Origin of the sequence: Ensifer sp. ENS10 (assembly GCF_014852025.1) — a bacterium.
Taxonomy (GTDB): domain Bacteria; phylum Pseudomonadota; class Alphaproteobacteria; order Rhizobiales; family Rhizobiaceae; genus Ensifer.
Map to the genome: position 1 here is coordinate 108,870 of NZ_JACVAS010000012.1, position 20,356 is coordinate 129,225.

The window sequence follows — 20,356 nt, forward strand, 5'->3', positions numbered from 1 at the left end:
GTTCCTGGTGGAATTGAGAGAATTCATCGTGGTCAGCCGTTGCTTCATGGTTTCGGCGTGATCACGGTCTTGGCACCCTTTGCCCGCGTTGCTTCCGGCAGTTCGCCGGTCCACTCCCAGGCTTGTGTTCCCGGCGGGTTCTCGTACCAGCCGGGATCGCTGTAATCGCCGGCGGAGATGCCTTCGCGCACCTTCACCACCGAGAACATTCCGCCCATCTCCAACGCGCCGTGCGGACCCCAGCCGGTCATCATCGGGATCGTGTTGTCGGGGAGCGGCATTTCCATTTCGCCCATGTCGGCCATGCCGGCCGTTCCCATGGGCATGTAGTCGGGCTTGACCTTGCGGATCTTCGCCGCGACCGATGTCTTGTCGGCGCCGATGAAGGTCGGGATATCGTGGCCCATCGCATTCATCGTGTGGTGCGATTTGTGGCAATGGATCGCCCAGTCGCCCTCATACTTTGCGTCGAATTCGTAGGCGCGCATGGCGCCGACGGGGATGTCGATCGACACTTCCGGCCACCGCGCCTCCGGCCGCACCCAGCCGCCATCGGTGCAGGTTACCTCGAAATCGTAGCCGTGCATGTGGATCGGATGGTTGGTCATGGTGAGGTTTCCGACCCTCACCCGCACCCGGTCGTTCTTGGACACGACCAGCGGGTCGATATCGGGGAAGATCCGGCTGTTCCAGCACCACATGTTGAAGTCGGTCATCTCCATGATCTTCGGCACGTAGGTGCCGGGATCGATGTCGTAGGCGTTGAGCAGGAACACGAAGTCGCGGTCGACGCGCATGAAGTCCGGGTCCTTCGGATGCACCACGAAGAAGCCCATCATGCCCATGGCCATCTGCACCATCTCGTCGGCGTGGGGATGGTACATGAAGGTGCCCGACTTCACGAGGTCGAACTCGTAGACATAGGTCTTGCCCGAGGGGATGTGCGGCTGCGACAGTCCGCCCACGCCATCCATGCCCGAGGGCAGGATCATGCCGTGCCAGTGGATGGTGGTGTGTTCCGGCAGCTTGTTGGTGACGAAGATCCGAACGCGGTCGCCTTCGACCGCCTCGATCGTCGGACCCGGCGACTGGCCGTTGTAACCCCAGAGATAGGCGGTCATACCGTCGGCCATTTCGCGTTCGACCGGCTCGGCGACGAGGTGAAATTCCTTGACGCCGTTGTTCATGCGGTGTGGCAGTGTCCAGCCGTTGAGGGTGACGACCGGGTTGTAGTCAGGTCCGCTCGTCGGCACCAGCGGCTTCTGGGTCGCGGCATTGTCCATGCTTGCCGCTTCGGGCAGGCCGGAGTTGGAGGTTTGCGCCCATGCGGCGGTGGAAACGAGAGCCGCGCCTGCACCAAGGAAGTGTCTTCTGTTGAACATGATCCTATTCCTTCTCAATGCCCTGCAGCGCCGGCTTCCGCCGTCGCGGGGGCGGCCGTTGCTTCGGCTGCTCCGCCTGATCCGCCACCGTGGATCGCCGTCATCAGATCGCTGTCGGCGAGCCAGAAATCGCGTTTCGCATTGACTGAGAGAACGGTCGAATCGACCCTCGCCCTGACGTCGGCAAGCAGTTCGAAGGTGCTGGTGATCATGCCGTTGTAGCTAAGCGTCTCCTCCTCCTCGATCTTGCTGCGCAACGGCACGACGCTGTTGCGGTAGTGGCGGGCGATCTCGAAACGCGAGCGATAGGCCTCGTAGGCCGAGCGGGATTCGGAGCGGATATTGACCGCCTTTTCGGCGAGCAGGTTGGCCGAGCGCATGTGGGCAAGCTCTGCCTTGCGCATGCGCGCATTGCCGCTGTCGAAGATCGGGATGACGAATTCGAGCTCGAACTGGCCCGTCGTCTCGACCTTGGTGCCGTGATCCTCTTGCTCCCGTTCCGCTTCTGCACCAGCGACGAGTTCCAGATCGGTGACGAAGCGGGTCGCCTCGGTCAGCTTGTAGGATTTTGCGACGGCCTCGAGATCGAGACGGGCGATCTGCAAGTCGACGCGTCGCTTCAGCGCCTCCGCCTCGATGCTATCCTTGCGGGCAAGCGTCTTCGGCAGGTCCGGCAGGCGGTTCGGTACCTGGTAGTCGACATCGGATCCCCACAGGCCCATCCGTCGTGTGAGGTTCTCCTTGGCAAGCCGCGCGGCAAGTCGCGCCTCGGCCGCCTGTCCGGCAAGTTCCGCATTGAAGACATGTTCCCGCGCCTGCGCGCCCTTGCCCATGGCACCGGTTTCACCGAGCTTGGCGGCAAGTTCCGAGGAGGCGTCAGCAGCAATCTGGGCCCGGCTCAACTGTCCGACGGTTTCCCAAGCAGCGACGGCCTCGATCCAGGCGCGACGGGCTTCAGCGGCAAGTTCCAGGGTCCTGAGCGCTGCTGAAAGTTGCGCCTGGCGAAAACGGGCATCGGCGATGGCAATGGTCTTGTCGCGCGTCAGAAGAGCCAGGATGTTGGTGGTGACCAGGCCCTCGATTGCGCGGTAGGCTTCGAGTTCCGGCGCGCCGATCCCGGTCGTGCCGATCGAGACGGTGGGGTTAAGGAAAAGGGTCGCCTGCCAGGCGTCGGCCGAAGCGTCGCCGAGATCGGCATAGGCGGCCTGCAGGCCCTTATTGTTGAGAAGCGCGATCTGGACGGCCGTGTCAGCGTCGATCGTCTTGCGCTTCAAGAGCGCCTTGACCTCGGCATTGACCTTGGCGGCCTGCGCGCGGTTCTGGATCCAGACGCTTTTCTTGGTCGCAGCTGTCGCAACCTTCGCATCCACCGTCGTAAAGCCAGCGTCCCTGGCCGAATATTCGGCGTTGGTGGCGCAGCCGGCGAGCGCGAGCGGCAGGCCGATGAACGCCGCCAGCTTGATCTTGCGGCTCATCATGACGCGTCTCCCTTGGCGGTCGACTGTGCGTCGTTGAGTGGGCCCCAGGCCTTGGGGCCGGTCGGCTCGCGGTGGGTGTAGCCTGAAATGGGGCTACGATACTGCGTGCTTCGAATGCTGCTGGAGCTATCGGCGGGATCGCCAAGGCTTGAAACCTCGGCAGGCAATGTGGCAGCGCATCCGCCCAGGATCATGGGCAGGAGCGCCATGGAAAACAATCGTTTCATGGTCAAACCTGAAATGTGAATGGCAGAGGTCGGCGACCGACCGGCAACAGTCCGGGCGGGCCTCGTCGCGGACCGCGCTACAGCACCGAGCGCCTCAACAGGCGCGCAAGGGCCGCTGTGCTTTGCATTACTGCAGGCTCTTGCCCTTCAATCGGCTACGACCAAAGGAAACATGCAGTAGCGGTCACGGATTCAGAAGTCAGGCTTTTGGAGGGCGATGTAGGCCGTCGCGTTCACCCGGGGCGAGCTGCGACTGCGGTCCGAAGGTGAGGATCGAACGCGGGACGACGGGGTGGCTGCTGCCGGTATCGGCAAGAACGGCCACAGCGGCGCAGAAGGTCTTGCAGCAATCCTTCTTGCCGGCCTTGCCGTCCTGTTGGATGGGCTTCACCTTGCCCTTGTCGAGGCTCGGGCAATGCTCGGTCGCTGCCTGGATCGGGTTGTCCGAGGACACCTCGATCTGCATCGAGCCGTGCGTGGCCGCATGTGTCATGCCGGATGCGGTGGAATAGGGCAGCAGGGCCAGCGACAGCATGACTGCCAGCTTCAGCACAATCAGCAAACGCAGATATGTGGTTCGCACCTTTTCCATAATCGATCCGTAAAAACGCCCGCGATTCCTGTCAATGCCGCTTGCGCTTCGCACCGTCACGAATGCGTGAGACTTTGCCAAGCGCATGGGACCACGTCATCCGCGGCGGCGGTTGCGAACAGGATCGATGCCGGCCGTGCCGAAACGGGCGGGCTCCGCCTGCTTTGCTGGGGTGTTCCCGGCATCGGCCAGATCGTCAAGAATAGGACAGTCCGGGCGTCCGTCGCCATGGCAATGGGCCGCGAGATGCGTCAGCGTCCGGCTCATCGCCTTCAGCTCCTCCGCCTTGCGTTCCAGGATCTCGACATGTTCGAGGGCGATCTTCTTGACCTCGCCGCTGGCACGCGATCGGTCGCGCCACAGCGCCAGGAGGTCGGCCATCTGCTCGACGGTGAAGCCGAGATCCCGCGAGCGGCGGATGAAGCGCAGCGTATGGACGTCGTTGTCGCCATAGTTGCGGTAGCCGGCTTCGCTGCGGTCGGCCTGTGGAATGAGGCCGATCGTCTCGTAATAGCGGATCATTTTCGTCGAGACGCCGGAGGCGCGTGAAGCTTCGCCGATATTCATGATTTCATCCTTGCAGCCGCCCTCGCGGCCATTCCCTTCGAATATAAGGGCTCTCCCCGGCTTCCGCCATGCGTGGCAGGTAGCCGGGAGAATGTCGATCTTATGCCGCGCGTCCTGCCGCTACCGGGCGAAACGCCCTCAGCCGCAAGGCGTTGCCGAGCACGAAGACGCTCGACAGCGCCATGGCGCCGGCTGCGAAGATCGGCGACAGCAGGAGCCCATAGGCCGGATAGAGCGCGCCGGCGGCAACCGGGATCAGCACGGCATTATAGGCGAAGGCCCAGAACAGGTTCTCCTTGATGTTGCGGATCGTCGCCTTGGAAAGCGCGATCGCATTCGGAACACCGAGCAGGTCGCCGGACATCAGCACCACGTCGGCGCTTTCGATGGCGACATCCGTGCCGGTGCCGATCGCCAGCCCGACATCGGCTTCGGCCAGGGCCGGCGCGTCGTTGATGCCGTCGCCGACGAAAGCGACAGCGCGTCCGCCTGCCTTAAGCTTTTTCAGCGCTGCGACCTTGCCGTCGGGCAGGACTTCGGCGATGACCTCGTCAATGCCGAGCTTGGCGGCGATGGCTTCGGCGGTGCGGCGGTTGTCACCGGTGATCATCGCCACCTTGAGACCAAGGTCGTGCAGCATGCGGATCGCCTGCGGCGTCGTCTCCTTGATCGGGTCTGCAACGGCGATGATCGCTGCGAGCTTGCCGTCGATCGCCGCATAGAGCGGGCTCTTGCCTTCGGAGCCGAGGCGGGTCGCCTGCTCGGCGAAAGCGGAAACGTCGAGCTTCAACTGCGCCATCAGCCGGTCGGCGCCGACATGGACGGTGCGGCCCGTGACTTCGGCGCTGGCGCCGAAGCCGGGGATGGCCTCGAACTTCGCCGGCTCGGCGATCGCCAGGCCCTTTGTCTTTGCGGCCTCGACGATTGCTTCGGCGATCGGATGCTCGGAGCGGGTTTCGACGGCGGCGACCAGTGCCAGAACGGTATCGCGGTCGAAGCCTGCGGCGGTTTCTAGGTCGGTCAGTTCAGGCCGTCCCTTGGTCAAGGTACCGGTCTTGTCGACGGCGATGACGGCGGCATTGCGCAGCGTCTGCAGTGCCTCGCCCTTGCGGAAGAGTACGCCCATTTCGGCGGCGCGGCCGGTGCCGACCATGATCGACGTCGGGGTGGCAAGGCCCATGGCGCAGGGGCAGGCGATGATCAGAACTGCGACGCCGTTGACGAGCGCGAAGGTCAGCGCCGGATCGGAGCCGAAGACCAGCCAGATGCCGAAGGTCAAAAGCGCGATGGCGATGACTGCGGGCACGAACCAGGCGGTGACGCGATCGACCAGCGACTGGATCGGCAGCTTCGCGCCCTGGGCCTGCTCGACCATGCGGATGATCTGCGCCAGCACCGTGTCTGCGCCGACCTTGGTGGCACGGAAGGTGAAGGAGCCGGTCTTGTTGATCGTGCCGCCCACCACCTCGCTGCCGGCGACCTTTTCAACCGGAACCGGTTCGCCGGTAATCATCGATTCGTCGACATAGGAGTTGCCGTCGATGACGCTGCCATCGACGGGCACGCGGTCGCCGGGGCGCACCAGCACGGTGTCGCCGGCGTGCACGTCGGAAAGCGGGACCTCGATCGTCTCGCCGTTGCGGACCAAGCGGGCGGTCTTTGCCTGCAGGCCCATCAGATGCTTGATCGCCTCGGATGTCCGGCCCTTGGCGCGTGCTTCGAGGAAGCGGCCGAGCAGGATCAGCGTGACGATGACGGCCGCCGCCTCGTAGTAGACGTTGGCAGTGCCGTCAGGCAGCAGATCCGGTGCAAAGGTTGCGACGACCGAATAGATCCAGGCGGCCGACGTGCCGATCGCGACAAGCGAGTTCATGTCGGGCGCCAGGCGGAAGAGGGCGGGGACGCCCTTCTCATAGAAGCGCAGGCCCGGGCCGAAGAGCACCAGCGTCGTCAGCACGAACTGCAGATACCAGCTTTCCTGCATGCCGATATTGGTCATGACGAAACCATGCACGGCCGGGATGAAGTGCGAGCCCATTTCGAGCACGAAGATCGGCAGCGTCAGGACGCCGGCGATCAGCAGCGAGCGTGCGAGCTTGCGGGTCTCCTGTTCGCGCTTCTCGCCTTCGCGGTCGGCGCTTTCGTCGCCGGTGATGCGCTTGGCGGCGTAGCCGGCAACGCGAACCGCCTCCTCGAGCGCGGCGGCCGTTGCGATCCCCTTCGTCACGTGTACGGAGGCGCGCTCGGTCGCCAGATTGACATTGGCCCCCGTGACGCCCGGCACCGCCTTCAGCGCCTTTTCGATGCGCCCGACGCAGGAGGCGCAGGTCATGCCTTCGACTGTGAGTTCGATCGTGTCTTCGGCGGCGCCGTACCCTGCATTTTCGATCGCCTTGACGATGTCGGCGGACTTGGTGCTGGCATCGAAGCGAACATCGGCGCGTTCCGTTGCGAGGTTGACCGAGGCTTCGGTGACACCAGGCACGGCGCGGATCGCCTTTTCAACGCGGGAGACGCAGGACGCGCAGGTCATGCCCTCGACGGGTATGCTCGCACTCAGCGCGGCCGCGGAAATCGCTTCGAGATTGTTCGTTCTAATGGGGGTCACCGATCCCATGATCGTGCTCCTTTCGCTGTCTTTGTCACAAGATGGAGCTTCCAACGATGGGAAGGTCAATGGCGCTGCCGAACTTTCTGTGCGCCGCCAACCCTGATGGGCCAAAACTAATTTGAAGCGGCGCCAAAAACACACGGCACAAACCCAAAAAATCTTGGTGTTTCCGTTTGCGTATGTCCTTGATGTAAAATTGATTAGTCGCTCTCGCGCGATTTAAGCGGGCCCGCCGTTACTTGGCTTCGTCCTCGGTCCGCTTCTCGAAACGAACATTCGCCGCGCAATGACCATCTCGCGCCCGATCAGTCTTGTGCTCCTTATCGCAACGGTTGGCATGTTCGTGCTGATGGTCGTGCCGTCCTTCCGGCGGACGCGCGAAGAAGCATTCCAGGACGAGGAGGCCTGATCGCAAGCCGACTGGGAAACTTTGATAACGGCGGCCACGTGCGGCCGTTATCAATTTCAGCTCGGTCCCAGGTGAGCCAGAAGCTCTCGCATTCGAAAGCCCTGATGGAAGGCTCGAATCTGTTCAAGGCGAAGAAGCTGGTCCGACATCGTGCTCGATGCCAACTGCGGTCCACGCTCAACGACGGCTTTGCGCCCTCGCTCCTTCCGGAATGCCCGGTGGAGTTCCCAAGAGCATACGTTCCCCCGGAGGCGAGTTTCCCGACCCGCGCTACTCGTCTTTGCTTGAAAGCAATTCGTCGAGCTGCTCCAGCTGTTCCGGCAATGCGGCCGCCGAGCCCTGTAGTGCTTCCTCAAGCGCCTCCTTGGACGGATAGATTTCGTGGAAATTCAGCAGCGTCTTCCCGCTCTGGTCCTCGAAGGTTACGGTCGTGACCGCGCCCTCTTCGCCCTCGTCGTTGGTCCAGACGATGCGCTCGTTCGGCACCACCTCGAGATACTTGCCGTAGAAGGCCATGGTGTCCGAACCGCCGGCGCCGAATTCCAGCCGATATTTGCCGCCGGTACGGACGTCCATATCGCACGATACGAGCGAAACGCCGGATGCCGATTTTGGCACCCACCAGCGTTGGAACAGCTCGGGCTGGCTCCAAGCCCTGTAAACCGTGCTCGGCGGCGCATTGAATGTCCGCGTTACGACGAGTTCGCGATCCCCTCTGCGCTCGACTGACATGCCGTGCTGCTCACCACCTGGACTGTTAACTTGCTGAATCATCGCTTCCCTCCTTTTTCATTTCGCGGATGATTTCGTCCAATGCTTCGAAGCGGGCCTCGAAGAGTTTGCGATGCGCCTCGATCCACTCGGCCTCCGGTTGGAGGCCGCGTTTCCCAAGCTTGCACGTTCTCACTCGTCCGACCTTCTGCGTGACGACGAGCTCCGACCTCGGGAGTCGGGCACGTATCGCCCTCAGGATCAATCCGGTTTGACCTCAAGGCTGCTGGCATGAAGATGGGCGGGGGCCCAAAGCAGTTTGGAATTGACCAACGCTGAAAGCCGACCTCTGTATTCAGCGTAGTGGGCCGACTGCAGAGACGACGAACGGAGCGACGGCCCTTACTTCACCGTGATGGCAATACCGCTGAGATCGGCGTTGACTTGCAGGCCTACCTGCTTGCCTGAGAGCTCGAGTTGGGCGCCCTTGTCATTGGTCATGACGATCACCTGGGCCCCTTTGCCGACCGCGCCGCCACCGCCCGCCGCACCGTAGACCCCCGTCACATCTCGGGCGCGGCGAATGTGGCGAACGGTACCATGGAAATAGGTCTTAGAAGCCCCGAAGGCGAGGCCGCCCGAGATGCCGCCGACAGAGATGGGATAGCGGCGACCATGGAAGGTCAGCGTGCCCTCGCCGCCAGAACCACCCACAAAGAAGGCCGCCTTGTAGACTGAGAAGCTGATCGTACCGCTGTCGGCATGCGCGGCACCGGCAAAGCTGATTCCTGCTGCAGCGATAACCGCAGCCGCGACTGAACGAAATCTGGACGAAATCTTCATGATGCGAGTCTCCTCAAAATCGAGGCTTACCCAGCCAGGAGGGCGCGTCAGCGTCATGCCAAAGTCACAGCTGAAACAGTCTCGCCCGTCATTAGTTCCAAGCACGCGGCCAGAATCCGGCTGCGAGAAGGCCGCCGGCTCCTGTCGACGGTGAAGAGAACGTCGCCCTTGCGAACCACGGCATTGTCGGCGACCGCAACGCGATCGACGAGCCCGGTGACGTCGGGCGCAAGCGAAACGATGATGCAGCGACCGCCAAATCTCCTATGATCCGGAACTATCGCGCTCGCCAGCTATTGTTGCGCGAAAGGAGCGCACCGATGACAGACATCCGAAACGCCACATTCTACGTGTTGGAACCGGACGATCCCCCTACGCCCAGTGATGCAATACCTGTCAGTTTTGAAGACGCCTTCAAGGAAGCTGAAAAGCTCACGGCGAGCGGCCGCGCGGTTCACGTCCTTTACACCGAGGATGCAACCCAGATTCAGCTCACCCGCTTTGCCGCGGCTGGCATCAGAACGAGCGTTGCTCCGCACGGGTAGGGTGGATTGGCCGCGCAGGGCGCGAACCTCGGATCACAAAAACCACGGAATAATAACGGCGAGGTTCGTGTCTAAGTTACAAGCGGCGAAAAATGCATTCCGTTCGGAGGACATCCGACGAATACCGGGATCCCGCGACTCTCGATCATTGTCTCCATCATAGGTGTCCTCGCCACCGGTTGTGTCGCCGTTTCGGATCAGAAGACGGGGGCAATTGCCTCCAACGGCGGCTATGGGCCGAACCCGACGCTGCCAAAGCCGCGACCGACGCTTATCCCCACGATCCGGATCGCCGAAGCGAAAGGTTGGCGGGACGGCACGGCGCCGACGCCCGCAAAAGGCTTAAGGGTCAATGCCTTCGCCACAGGTCTCGACCACCCCCGTTGGCTGCACGTCCTGCCCAATGGCGATGTGCTGGTTGCTGAAAGTAACGCGCCGGAAAAGAAGGGCGGCGGCTTCAGCCTCCGCAAGCTGGTCATGGGCGCCGCAATGAAGCGTGCCGGCGCGGCAACCAAAAGCGCCAATCGGATCACGCTCCTGCGCGACACCGATGGAGATGGCGTCGCCGACATGCGCCGGACATTTCTGGAGGGACTGAATTCGCCCTTCGGCATGACTCTTTCGAACGGCAGGATCTACGTCGCCAACACCGATGCCCTCGTCGCCTTCCCCTACAGGAGCGGCCGCACCCGTATAACTGCTCCGGCGCAAAAGATTGTCGATCTGCCGGCGGGCGATCTCAACCACCATTGGACCAAGGACGTCACCGCCAGCCCTGACGGGCGCAAACTGTACGTTACAGTCGGCTCGAACAGCAATGTCGGGGAAAACGGCATGGCAGCGGAGGCGAACCGGGCCGCTGTTCTCGAGATCGACCGCGCAAGCCGCCGCACGCGCGTCTTCGCCTCGGGCCTGCGCAACCCGAACGGCCTCTCCTGGAATCCGCAGAGCGGCGAACTCTGGGTCGCCGTCAACGAACGGGATGAGATCGGTAACGATCTCGTCCCCGACTACATGACCTCCGTCCGCGATGGAGGCTTCTACGGCTGGCCCTACAGCTATTTCGGCGGGAACGTCGACGCCCGCGTCAAGCCACAGCGTCCCGATCTCGTCGCCAAGGCTATCAAGCCGGACTATGCGCTGGGCTCGCACACCGCCTCGCTGGGTCTTACGTTCTCAAAGGGCGCTTCAATCGGCCCACTCTATCGCAACGGAGCTTTCGTTGGTCAGCACGGCTCCTGGAACCGGAGCGTCTACAGCGGCTACAAGGTTGTCTTCGTGCCTTTCCGAAATGGCAAACCCAGTGGCCGGCCACAGGATATTCTCACGGGCTTTATCGGCCCCGACAACAAGGCAATGGGTCGTCCGGTCGGCGTAGCGATCGACAAAAGCGGCGCATTGCTTGTGGCAGATGACGTCGGCAACGTCATTTGGCGCGTAAGCCGACGCAATTGAGAACCGAGCGCAGGTATAGAACTCATTTTGGCGAAGGGGAGGGGCGTGAGTTCGTCTCCGAAAGCCGACAAAGCGCCTGACGGCGAGCCTAAGCGCAGTATCAGCACAGCCTCAGCTTGTTGCTCAGAATAGGCGCCTTTCGAGAATGACTGCATGTCTCGCGACCCATCGGCGACGCAATAGACCATACTGTCCGATCCCACGACGCGGTAGATCAACCGCCAAGGCTTGTGCGATAGCCCATATTCTATCGTGGCCAACCGCATCGAAAGGAATAACGACGCCAGCAGGCGTGTCATACGCTTCGACAACAAAAAAGATGGAGTTACTGCAATGAGGATCGTTACCTTGATTACCGCCTCGGCGGCCTTGCTGATCTCCTCCGGTGCGATCGCCCAAGCGGACGACCATCTATTCCAAGCGCAACAGAACGGATTGGCGGCTGGCGGCACAGCATCTTCCAACACACACGCTTTCACGACAAACAGTGCAGGCCATAGTGGTACCTTGGCGCCCGGTCAGGGCAGTCCCTTCACCGGCCATGACACCCAGACGCCCGCTACTGATACCGATGCCGCCAACCAGCACGCCAACGTGAAAGTCCGCTAAGGCTGAAGGAATGGCAAGGGCTCCGCGTCTCCCTGCTCTTCGACGGCCCCGTTACATAGGCGATCGAGGCAGCGGCGCCGGCTCCGAATCTGAGGCGAGGCCGGCTGGCTGGCGGAAGGCGAGGAGGTAACGCTCTTGCTGGCTGGCTTGGCGTGGTCGTACTGGCCTGACGGCATTCCTTGATCTGAAGCCGGGCGAAACGTTGCGAGTGTCACCGGAGCGGCAGCATGCGGGCGACAATGGAGTGGAGCACACAGCACAGCACGCCCGCCAAAATCAGGGCTATGCGATGTAAGCTTCGTGATGGCTTCACTAGAACATTGCGATGCCTGCGCGCCCTCGAAGTGGTAGGATAAAGTTGGCCATTGGAGTGTGGGCGGGAAAATGGAGAGGCGGCTCACCGCAATACTCTCTGCTGATGTTGTCGGCTATAGCCGCCTGATGGGAGAGGACGAGGTTGGCACCCTAGAGCGGCTGAAGGCCTGCCGCCGGGAGTTGGTTGATCCCGCCATAGCCGACTTCCATGGCCGCATCATCAAGCTCATGGGCGATGGTGCGCTCGTTGAATTCGCGAGCGTTGTGGACGCGGTTCAATGTGCCGCCGTGATCCAGCGGAGAATGGCCGGCCGCTGCGAGGCTGTTACCGCGGCACAGCGAATTCAGTTCCGTATTGGCATCAATCTCGGTGACGTCATCGTCGAAGGCGATGACATCTACGGCGACGGCGTGAACATAGCCGCGCGACTGCAAAGTGTGGCCCAGCCTGGCGGGATATGTATATCCGGAACCGCGTTCGATCACGCCGTGCACAAGGCCAATGTCGGCTTTTCGGCCCTCGGTGAGCAGCACCTGAAAAATATAGCCGACCCGGTCCGTGTCTATCGCGTTCTGCTCGACCCATCCGAGGGGGGAAAGGTCTTGACGGTCGGCCGCAGGCACGGCCGTCGGGCTATTATCTTGGTAGTGGGCCTCGCCGCGATGCTGATCGGAACCTTGGCGATCGTCTTCGCATGGCAATGGTCGTTTGCCCCGCAGCATACATCGGTTGCGGTGCTGCCATTCGCTAATCTGAGCGGCGACCCGGCCGAGGATTATTTCACCGATGGCATCACCGACGATCTGATTACCGATCTCGCAAGTCTATCGGACGTGGAGGTCACCGCCCGGAATTCGGTGTTCGCTTACAAAGGCAAAGCCGAAGCTGCGGCGGACATCGGACGCAAACTCGGCGTGCATTTTGTCGTCGAGGGCAGCGTTCGTCGAACGGGGGATCAAATCCGCATCAATGCCCAACTGATCGATATCGCAAGCGGCGACCATGTTTGGGCCAAGAGGTTCGACCGCGACGAAGCGGAGGTATTCGTGCTGCAAGACGAGATGAGCAGGCAGATCGCTAAGGCACTCGGGTTAGAGTTGACCCGGTCGCAGACCGAACGGATTGCCCGACCGCCGACCGCGAACCTTGAAGCATATGACAATTATCTGCGGGCCGAGCAGGCGACGAGGACCGGACGCCCTTCCGAGTTGCTGGAGGCCCTAGCCCTGTTTGACAAGGCGGAGGCGCTCGACCCCGGTTTTGCTGAGGCCTTCGCGGCCGACGCGCGCGCCACCGCTTACGTCTGGCGAAACGCATTTGACGACGTTCTCCAGAGCGCATTGGCGCGAAAAAGGGCCTACGACAAGGCAAGCCGTGCCTTGGCGCTCGACCCCGCCCTTTCATCGCCGTACGCGGTCCTTGCCGTCATTCAGGTCGTGGAGCGACGCTATGAAGAGGCCATCGCCTCAGCACGGCAGGCGATAGCCCTCGGGTCCGCCGATGCCGAAGCGCAGATGGCCGTCGCATACGTTCAACTGTTCTCCGGAAACCTTGCCGAAGCCGCTGCGGCCGTCGAGACGGCGCTCAAGCTCGATCCGAACCTGTCGGCCATCGACCGGTATACCGCTGGGCTGATTTTCTATCTACAACGCGACTACGTGAAGGCCATCGAAAATTTTGCGCTTGCGCGCGATGGTTCGCCCGGAAACGGCTATTTCGTTACCCCTCTCGCTATGGCCTACGTCCAGGTCGCCCGGCTTGAGGATGCCCGTGCGGCTGTCGCCGAAGGAATCCGGCTGCTCGGCGGTAGCAAATCTGCGGAGTCCCTGGCGGGCTGGCGGATGAGTCATGCCCACTTTCGAAACGCGCAGGACTTGGCGTTTATCCTCGATGCCCTGCGCGAGGCCGGTATGCCGGAGTGGCCATTCGGATTCCAAGGCGACGCGCACGACCGGTTGAACAGTGACGAAATAGCGAGCACGGTCATGGGGAAACTTCTGCGGGGTAAGATCGGCCCCTCCGGAAGCCCGGCACTCCTGCAGGTTAACCGCGATGGCAAGGCGGCATTCCGCTCAGCAACGCAGATGATGACCGAAACGGTTTTCGTCAAGGGGGACTTGCTCTGTGAGCAGAGTGAAAACGCATTTGGTCAAGCCGATTGCGGCCCGGTCTACAAACGTGCAAGTTCGCCCGATGAAGGCGGCTATGCTTACGTGAACTCGAGCAAGGTCTTCTACTTCTCGCCAGTCAAATAGATACGCGCATCCGTGGCGGTTCAGTGATATTGATCCAGCTTGAGGTCGGCCGCGATCTTCGGCCAATTGTCATCGGCTTTGGCCACTGCTTCCACCGCGTGGGTCGCAAACCAGTTCGCACCGCCCTGATCGTAGGTCAAGTAAAGCTTGCCGTCGATAATCTTGAACGCTTCTGGATCGATGTTTACCGTGACTGACCCGAATGCGACCTCGCCCGCGCAGTAGCCGCCATACTGCGGCGCATACTTCATCGGCTCGCTGATAAACATTTCGCGGTGTTTGGCATTGGCGAAATGCCAGGGCGTCCCCAGCCATTCGTAGGAGAATTTCTCGGAACCTTTCATTGCCTTGCCGCGGGTGAAGTAGGCGACCGGGTCGTATCCCATGATCGCTACGCCGCCGAAGTAGCCTGTGTTCACCGAGTCATCGGCGAAAGCTGATGGTCCACCAACATTGGCTGCGATCGCAAGGATAACCATCGCCACAGAGCCGCGAAGCCCCCGAGTCGGAGCGCGTTTGCTCATCGCATGCATCGTTCCCTCCTGCTCAATCGTGGATTCCCAAACACTTCATGTAATCGTCGTCGCCCAAAACGCTGGCCGGAGGACAGGTCGCGCCATGCCGCTTCAACAGCCGGACAATGTCGGTATTGCCTTTCCAAAACGCCCGTGTGATGGGCGTGTAGCCGTGAACCTCCACACGGCCGACATCGGCTCCCCTGGCGAGAAGAAACGTAGCGAGAGCGACGTGGTTTTCCTCCCCGGCAACCATCAGCGGCGTCACACCCGCCTTATTGGCCGCATCGTCGAGCGTCGCGCCGTGGGCGAGCAGTAGTTTGGTGATCGGCAGGCTGCCAGAAAAGGCCGCGGCATGAAGCGGGGTAAAGCCGCCAGAGTTTCGCGCCATAACGTCGGCACCTTTATGTATCAGCAACTCGGCGATTGCGAGCTGGTCGGCCAAAGCAGCGTTTATCAGAGGCGTTGCTTGATCGTGCGCCCGGCTGTTGACATCGGCGCCCGAGGCCAGAGCCTTCTCGACAGCGGCGGAATCTCGGGCTGTTACGGCATCGAACACGGAATTCCCCGCGGCGGCGATTGTCGCCGTGAAGATCAGCGTTTCCAATGCCAATAACCCGCGCATGGCTGGCCTTTCTAGGCTTCTAAAATAGCATGGACCCTGTTTTTTGGGTAGGCGGCGACGCGCCTAGTCTCGTGTAGGCCCCTCCTTGTGGGCGATCACAATCATAAGGAGAGTAGTAGGTTTCAAAGCGGGCACGCGGGTCTTTGTCAAACACTGTGCGGCATAGCACCGGCCCTGACTGCACAGCGTATCTAACGCGGATTGTGCCGCGGTGAGGTCCACCAAAGGGGTGCTTGGTGTCAAACGCGTGAATCTGTCCGGCCGGCATTGCCTCAGGCAAAATGGTGCGCTGGCTTTAACTGCGTGGGGGAGGGCGATGCCGGGGCACAGTCGATTGGGGCCCCGACCAGCTGCGCGCGAGAGCCTCGTCAGCACGTCGCGTGTCGTCGCCTTGCCCGAAGCGAGATCGGCGTGGAGGATCTGAAGGGCGAGAAGATCATCTCGTTCTCACGGCAGAACCTCTCTGACACTGAGCGATATTTCACTAAAAAGTTCGAGGAGCACGATCTGTCGAAGAGTTTCGCCTATACTGCGACGACACCTTCTCGCTGGTGTCGTTGGTCTCCGCAGGTCTTGGCATCGATCTGCCCAACCGCAAGTTCGAGCCCATGGAGGTGAGGGGCATCGACTTCCCTGGCCTTCCCGCGGCGCGGCGTGCCGGGTAGTCGGCCCCGGTCCCCGGCTGATGGCTTGGCTCTCCTAATTCTCTTGGCAGACGGCACTTTTAAGCGATTAAGGCCCGAGCGGACGGACTCTCCAACATGCTTTTGCTATCTTCTAGCTCGGCAACCTTTGCCGCTGCCTCCTTCAGCGACGACTTTCTCTGCTCGGAACTTACGTTGACCCCATCTGCAGTGATAACCTCAGGACTGGCGATTCCGATGAAAGTCAGCACGCTCTTCAGATAGCTCAGCGTGTGCTCCAATTTCTCTGCTGGTGAACCCGGTCCGTAGAAGCCGCCGCGCGCCAACGCTATGATGACGCGCTTGTTGAACACCAAGCCTTCGGGTCCCTTTTCGGTGTACCGAAACGTCTTGCCCGGGACGGCGATTCGATCAATCCACGCTTTCAGTTGGCTGGGCACGCTGAAATTATACTGGGCTACGCCGAGAACGACGGTGTCGGCTGCCAGGAACTCTTCCAGAACAGCTTGGCCAAGCGCAAGGTCGACCTGAAGCGCGGCATCATGGCTCGCTTCCAAGCCTCCCCTGACCACGGCTACGTAGTTGCCTGAGAGGTGTGGGATCGGCTGGGCTGCAAGGTCGCGATACACCACGTCAAAGCCAGGATTGAGATCCTTAAGGCGTGTGACCACAGCCGCCGAAAGCGCTCGGCTGACGGAGTTTCCGCCGAGAATGCTGGAATCGAGATGCAGGAGGGATGGCATCGATGAACCTCACACACGGAATTGAGCGGGGATGGGGCTGAGCAAGATGGAAGTCTCGATCAACAGAAATGATTATAAAGTCATTTCGACGATATAGTCAATATGAAAGTTCACTGATCATCTGGAAATTAGAAATGGGTCACGCCAGCTTTCGATCGCCTCTGTCGCGATTTTGCGGTTGCCCTTTCAGGATGGCTTGGCCTGCCGCATCCGTCGATCGGGCGCGGCGCCGGGAAGCGAAAGCTCCAATACAATTGAACGCAATAGTCAAAACGACTATATGCTCATAGCGAGCCACGGGATTTGCGGAGCAGGTTGACGAATGGCAAAGATAAATATGGAGCGCCGGGCGAAGATCGGGCGCGAAAGGCGGGCCAGGACGCACGCGCAAATCGTCGAAGCGGGGACGATGTTGCTCGCGCAAGGGCCCGCCAAGGCCCTCACAGTGGAAGCTGTTGCAGAGGCAGCGGGCCTCGCCAAGGGCACCTTCTACTATCACTTCCAGAATATCGAGGAGTTGGTTTCTGAGGTAACCGGGCAACTCGGCCGGAGTTTCGACGACGTGCTGTCGCCTGATCGGTTCGAGATGAGCGACCCTATCGCCCGTATTTCTTTCGCCTTCACGCAATCACTGGAAAAAGCGATTTCAGACACTGGCTGGGCGCGGTTGGTCGTTCAGAGCGCGCAAACCCGCGGCGAGTTCGCCCGCAGTGTTCGCGACAATCTCAAAACCGAGATTGCTGAGGCGATTGCCCAAGGGCATATGACAGTGAGGGACCCGGAACTGGCTGTCGACATCCTCGTTGGAATTTGGCTGCAGGTGACCCGTGGCATTCTCCAACGAGTCGCCCCCCCTGAATTGTCCAGCCAGGCCCTGGAAGCGGCACTTCGGGCCATCGGGAGCGCCCGACCCAAGAGCCCGAGTCCTTGATGGGTTCTGGCGAAGCTTCCGTGTCGGCATTAGAGAGCATGTACCATGCCCCCGGGGTGTGCCGCTCGCAAAGCAGTCCGAAATCGCGAAGCTTGCTCCGCCCCGCATGTTCGCTACTTGGTCGCGCTTCGCGAGGAATTGTCCGACATGGGAGTTGCCGGTAAGCGCATAAGGACAGACTTGGCCTCCTGGGCATTGAGGCCGATCGCGCGCAGAATCGCGCTGATGGCAGCGTCACGGTCGATCGAGGACAACCTTCCTTCGCCGAGCGCGCGTAAGATCTGGAGCATGATTCCGACGACAATCTCCAGTTTCAGCTCTGCAGACACCCCGTCGTCCGGCAATGCCTTCGAGAACTGCTGTAGGTCTTCGAAGAGGCGGCGGCGGGCAATCTCGCCGCCCTTCGGCGCCGCTGCCGCCAGTCTTGCGACAACGCTGGCCCATAGAGGGTCTTTGAGAGCCTTGTCGATGAATGAGTAGCACCCGAAGGCAATCTTTAGAGCAGGGTCGGTGAGGGAGCCCCGGCCCGGCTGAAGCAGTTCGTCGAAGGACCGCACCAGTTCCTCTGCGACCGCTGCGGTCACTGCCTCCAGGCTGTCGAAATGAACGTAGAAGGTTCCCTTGGCGACGCCGGCCTCCTTGACCACGTCATCCACTGTGACAGATTCCACCGCCTGCCTAGCAAACAGCGAATTGGCGGCAGCAACAAGCTGCGCTCGAGTTCTCGCGCGCTTTTCACGCCCGATTTCGGCGCGTCGGATCGGATCGATTTTGGCCACGGTACAGACAACCTGAAAACTTTTCATGCAAATAGGTCATATTGACCAGAATGTCCAGTTATCAGCCCTAACCAGATGCGACGACCTTTCTAAGTCGCGGAGGGGCAGCACCGGCTAGTTCTGTGCGATCGTGCCGCTGCAGCCGTCGTAAAGCTACCGGCAAACCCAGTGCGCAAGAAGTACTATCATCGCGCCCCCGTATTCCCGGCGCTAGGCTCGGCGAGGAGAGAACTCCTGCATCGTACAAAAGCGTAATTCTCATATTGACGTTAAGGTCGAATTGACATATTAGTCAACTCGAAGGTCAAATTTGATCATGCGTAGGCCTTCTCATCGTCAAACCCTTACAACCTCGAACCTTTCGAGCGGAGGCTTTCATGCGCCCGTCGTCCGGTCAGTTTCTTTGTGTCTGTGTTGCTAGCCTTTATCTCTCTGGCAGTTGCGAAGTCCTCGGACTCGCAGTCGCGACCATGCTGACGCTGGTCTCCTATATCGCCGTCAACCAATTTCGGGAGACGGACGAGCCGGCGATAGATCCGCGTGCACTCGCGGCGCCTGCTGCCGTACGGCTGCACTGAGGCGGAACAGCCATGCCGGAGACCCCAGCCTCGCTCCTTGAGCGCTCTCTTCGATCGGATACCCCGATGTACGCCTCGCCGAGTGAGAACAAGCAGGATTATGTAGACAGGATGCTCCTTGCCGCATTGCAGGAAACGCAAGTGACGGCGCGCTCCTATGACACCAAGGCGCAGATCGTTGGCGCCGGCTACATCCTGGCACTCAATCTGGTGCTGCATTTCGGCGATCTCCTGCCGACGCGTGCACCGCTTGGCCCGCTGTTCTTCGCCGTGGTCTGGGGCGTTGTCATCCTGCCGATCCTGCAGTTCGGGCAAGTGCTCTATCCGAGCCGAACCCGCGCAGAAAAGGACCTGCTCGGGAAAACGTCCGCTGCTTCCGATCAGCGCGTCTACTATGTCGAACCCGACACATTTGCCGATCTCAAAGACTTCGTCCGAGAGGCGCTGAGATCCGACTGGACCTCGGTGCTCGGCGCCGAGCTGCTCAAGACGTCTCGCGTCAGGATCATCAAACAGGTGCGCTTCCGGCGGGGCCTTATGATGGCCGTCGTGTCTTTCATCGTGCTCGGAGGCGAGCAGTTTATTCGAAGTCTCGCCATCCCCTGATAAGGAACATTCGGTAGGCGGGGACGATCCGGCCCGGTTCGAGTTCCACACCGGAAAAGATAGGAGATTCTATGCGACTTTAGAGGTGCACAGAGATCGGCAAGATCCACCTGGGGCTATGAACGCGGTAACAGTCCGTTTAGGGCCAGGTCGAAATGCGCCTCGATGAAGGCAGGCCCATCAATCGGCTTTCGATCCGCAAACATCAGGCGCCACACGGCAACGTGAAGGATCGAACTGGCGACGACGTCGGGAAACTTTGACGCGGCCCCCTCGCGGAATTCTCCCGATGCCACGCCTTCATCGACGAGCGTACGGACGGCAGCGATCAACGGAGCGATGAACTCGTCATGGTGTCGGTCCACAATGTCGGGGAAGCGCGTCCCCTCGGACAATGACAAGCGCAGGAGTTCTCTTGTTTTCCGGTCGTCGGCGATCTTTTCGTATGCCAGGAGCAGAAGGGCCCGTAGCTGGTCCGCCGTCGAACCTTCGAGTGTGCCGACAGACGCCAGCAGGTCCGCGAACGGGGTCGACATATGGCGGAACATTTCCTCGAAGAGAACGTCCTTCGTCGGAAAATAGAGATAGACGGTGCCCTTCGTCACCCCGAGGCGGGCAGCAACGTCTTCCACCCGCGTCGCCGCGTATCCCTTGACGGTAAATTCTTCGAACGCGGCCTCGAGGATCTCCTGAGGGCGCCTGGCTTTTTGTTCCGCCCGAGAGGTCTTCTTTTCGGTCTTTGTCATCACACTTCCATTTCCTGCTGGATTGGACCGGTTGTTCGAGTCGCCTGGTTGCAAGCAATCCTAGCAGGTTAGCCCGGGTACAGACGGTTCGCCGCTTTGGCAACTGTGATCATCCCGGCGCCTTGCTCAACTAATTGACTAACCCGTTAGTCAGTGATACTAGCGCACCACCCTTTTGATTGCAAACCG

Annotated in this window: 22 protein-coding genes and 3 pseudogenes; 9 read left to right on the forward strand and 16 right to left on the reverse strand. The window is 60.9% G+C overall.

Features of this window, described 5'->3' with window-relative positions:
• Window positions 1-44: 44 nt before the first annotated feature.
• From IB265_RS30765 to IB265_RS30790, 6 genes are all read right to left on the reverse strand, one after another.
• Window positions 45-1,382 carry a multicopper oxidase family protein gene (locus IB265_RS30765; protein ID WP_057251532.1) on the reverse strand — a complete coding sequence of 446 codons (1,338 nt, stop codon included), beginning with the start codon at window positions 1,380-1,382 and terminating at the stop codon, window positions 45-47.
• Between the two features lie 14 nt (window positions 1,383-1,396).
• Window positions 1,397-2,860, reverse strand: a complete 1,464-nt coding sequence (locus IB265_RS30770) for a TolC family protein (RefSeq protein ID WP_192495649.1) — start codon at window positions 2,858-2,860, stop codon at window positions 1,397-1,399.
• On the reverse strand, window positions 2,857-3,087 hold the full coding sequence (locus IB265_RS30775) for a hypothetical protein (protein WP_112994697.1): 231 nt from the start codon (window positions 3,085-3,087) through the stop codon (window positions 2,857-2,859). Before IB265_RS30775 ends, IB265_RS30770 begins: the two co-directional genes overlap by 4 nt.
• Window positions 3,088-3,286: 199 nt before the next feature.
• Window positions 3,287-3,679: a hypothetical protein gene (locus IB265_RS30780; RefSeq protein WP_192495650.1), complete on the reverse strand. Its 393-nt coding sequence runs from the start codon at window positions 3,677-3,679 to the stop codon at window positions 3,287-3,289.
• 96 nt (window positions 3,680-3,775) lie between these two features.
• Window positions 3,776-4,246 carry a Cu(I)-responsive transcriptional regulator gene (gene cueR, locus IB265_RS30785; RefSeq protein WP_192495651.1) on the reverse strand — a complete coding sequence of 157 codons (471 nt, stop codon included), beginning with the start codon at window positions 4,244-4,246 and terminating at the stop codon, window positions 3,776-3,778.
• A 100-nt stretch (window positions 4,247-4,346) separates the two neighbouring features.
• Window positions 4,347-6,863: a heavy metal translocating P-type ATPase gene (locus tag IB265_RS30790; RefSeq protein ID WP_192495652.1), complete on the reverse strand. Its 2,517-nt coding sequence runs from the start codon at window positions 6,861-6,863 to the stop codon at window positions 4,347-4,349.
• 280 nt (window positions 6,864-7,143) lie between these two features.
• Here IB265_RS30790 and IB265_RS37405 point away from each other — a divergent pair, with 280 nt between their 5' ends.
• Complete coding sequence (locus IB265_RS37405; RefSeq protein WP_256436680.1) at window positions 7,144-7,266, forward strand: hypothetical protein; 123 nt, start codon at window positions 7,144-7,146, stop codon at window positions 7,264-7,266.
• 270 nt (window positions 7,267-7,536) lie between these two features.
• Here the strand turns inward: IB265_RS37405 and IB265_RS30800 are convergent, their stop codons facing one another.
• The 4 genes and pseudogenes from IB265_RS30800 to IB265_RS37855 form a co-directional block, all read right to left on the reverse strand.
• Window positions 7,537-8,040 (reverse strand): SRPBCC family protein, encoded by a 504-nt coding sequence (locus IB265_RS30800; RefSeq protein ID WP_192495653.1) that lies wholly within the window; start codon window positions 8,038-8,040, stop codon window positions 7,537-7,539.
• Window positions 8,024-8,215 (reverse strand): annotated as a pseudogene (locus IB265_RS37640) (ArsR family transcriptional regulator); the annotation flags it as partial. The gene IB265_RS30800 and the pseudogene IB265_RS37640, both read right to left, overlap by 17 nt.
• A gap of 164 nt (window positions 8,216-8,379) precedes the next feature.
• Complete coding sequence (locus tag IB265_RS30805) at window positions 8,380-8,820, reverse strand: hypothetical protein (RefSeq protein ID WP_192495654.1); 441 nt, start codon at window positions 8,818-8,820, stop codon at window positions 8,380-8,382.
• Window positions 8,821-8,873: 53 nt separating this feature from the next.
• Window positions 8,874-9,113 carry a biotin/lipoyl-binding protein gene (locus tag IB265_RS37855; RefSeq protein ID WP_192495703.1) on the reverse strand — a complete coding sequence of 80 codons (240 nt, stop codon included), beginning with the start codon at window positions 9,111-9,113 and terminating at the stop codon, window positions 8,874-8,876.
• Between the two features lie 27 nt (window positions 9,114-9,140).
• Between IB265_RS37855 and IB265_RS30815 the strand changes: the two genes are divergently transcribed.
• Together IB265_RS30815 and IB265_RS30820 are read left to right on the forward strand one after the other, a co-directional pair.
• Window positions 9,141-9,365 (forward strand): hypothetical protein, encoded by a 225-nt coding sequence (locus tag IB265_RS30815; protein WP_192495655.1) that lies wholly within the window; start codon window positions 9,141-9,143, stop codon window positions 9,363-9,365.
• Window positions 9,366-9,461: 96 nt separating this feature from the next.
• Entirely contained in the window at window positions 9,462-10,820 is a 1,359-nt protein-coding gene (locus IB265_RS30820) for a sorbosone dehydrogenase family protein (protein WP_192495704.1), read from the forward strand.
• A 143-nt stretch (window positions 10,821-10,963) separates the two neighbouring features.
• Here IB265_RS30820 and IB265_RS37025 read toward each other — a convergent pair.
• A pseudogene (locus IB265_RS37025) lies at window positions 10,964-11,059 on the reverse strand (type II toxin-antitoxin system RelE/ParE family toxin); the annotation flags it as partial.
• A 94-nt stretch (window positions 11,060-11,153) separates the two neighbouring features.
• Here IB265_RS37025 and IB265_RS30825 point away from each other — a divergent pair.
• Both IB265_RS30825 and IB265_RS30830 read left to right on the forward strand, forming a co-directional pair.
• Window positions 11,154-11,429, forward strand: coding sequence for a hypothetical protein (locus IB265_RS30825; RefSeq protein WP_057255115.1), 276 nt, complete (start codon window positions 11,154-11,156; stop codon window positions 11,427-11,429).
• Window positions 11,430-11,813: 384 nt separating this feature from the next.
• On the forward strand, window positions 11,814-14,000 hold the full coding sequence (locus tag IB265_RS30830; RefSeq protein ID WP_192495656.1) for an adenylate/guanylate cyclase domain-containing protein: 2,187 nt from the start codon (window positions 11,814-11,816) through the stop codon (window positions 13,998-14,000).
• 20 nt (window positions 14,001-14,020) lie between these two features.
• Here IB265_RS30830 and IB265_RS30835 read toward each other — a convergent pair whose 3' ends face one another.
• Complete coding sequence (locus IB265_RS30835) at window positions 14,021-14,533, reverse strand: YHS domain-containing (seleno)protein (RefSeq protein ID WP_112994301.1); 513 nt, start codon at window positions 14,531-14,533, stop codon at window positions 14,021-14,023.
• Window positions 14,534-14,546: 13 nt separating this feature from the next.
• Window positions 14,547-15,140 (reverse strand): ankyrin repeat domain-containing protein, encoded by a 594-nt coding sequence (locus IB265_RS30840; RefSeq protein WP_057255118.1) that lies wholly within the window; start codon window positions 15,138-15,140, stop codon window positions 14,547-14,549.
• 396 nt (window positions 15,141-15,536) lie between these two features.
• Here IB265_RS30840 and IB265_RS37030 point away from each other — a divergent pair.
• Window positions 15,537-15,772, forward strand: a pseudogene (locus tag IB265_RS37030) (LysR family transcriptional regulator); the annotation flags it as partial.
• 92 nt (window positions 15,773-15,864) lie between these two features.
• Here the strand turns inward: IB265_RS37030 and IB265_RS30845 are convergent.
• The gene (locus IB265_RS30845; protein ID WP_192495657.1) at window positions 15,865-16,527 is read right to left on the reverse strand and encodes an FMN-dependent NADH-azoreductase; all 663 of its coding nucleotides are present in this window, start codon (window positions 16,525-16,527) and stop codon (window positions 15,865-15,867) included.
• A 322-nt stretch (window positions 16,528-16,849) separates the two neighbouring features.
• Here IB265_RS30845 and IB265_RS30850 point away from each other — a divergent pair, with 322 nt between their 5' ends.
• On the forward strand, window positions 16,850-17,458 hold the full coding sequence (locus tag IB265_RS30850; protein ID WP_057255120.1) for a TetR/AcrR family transcriptional regulator: 609 nt from the start codon (window positions 16,850-16,852) through the stop codon (window positions 17,456-17,458).
• Window positions 17,459-17,571: 113 nt separating this feature from the next.
• Here the strand turns inward: IB265_RS30850 and IB265_RS30855 are convergent, their stop codons facing one another.
• Window positions 17,572-18,264 (reverse strand): TetR/AcrR family transcriptional regulator, encoded by a 693-nt coding sequence (locus IB265_RS30855; protein ID WP_210334636.1) that lies wholly within the window; start codon window positions 18,262-18,264, stop codon window positions 17,572-17,574.
• Window positions 18,265-18,614: 350 nt separating this feature from the next.
• Here IB265_RS30855 and IB265_RS30860 point away from each other — a divergent pair, with 350 nt between their 5' ends.
• Window positions 18,615-18,815 (forward strand): hypothetical protein, encoded by a 201-nt coding sequence (locus IB265_RS30860; RefSeq protein WP_156414745.1) that lies wholly within the window; start codon window positions 18,615-18,617, stop codon window positions 18,813-18,815.
• Between the two features lie 12 nt (window positions 18,816-18,827).
• Window positions 18,828-19,421 (forward strand): hypothetical protein, encoded by a 594-nt coding sequence (locus IB265_RS30865; RefSeq protein WP_192495658.1) that lies wholly within the window; start codon window positions 18,828-18,830, stop codon window positions 19,419-19,421.
• A 116-nt stretch (window positions 19,422-19,537) separates the two neighbouring features.
• On the opposite strand, the gene IB265_RS30870 is transcribed toward IB265_RS30865, so the two are convergent.
• Entirely contained in the window at window positions 19,538-20,167 is a 630-nt protein-coding gene (locus IB265_RS30870; RefSeq protein WP_057255123.1) for a TetR/AcrR family transcriptional regulator, read from the reverse strand.
• Window positions 20,168-20,356 lie beyond the last annotated feature (189 nt).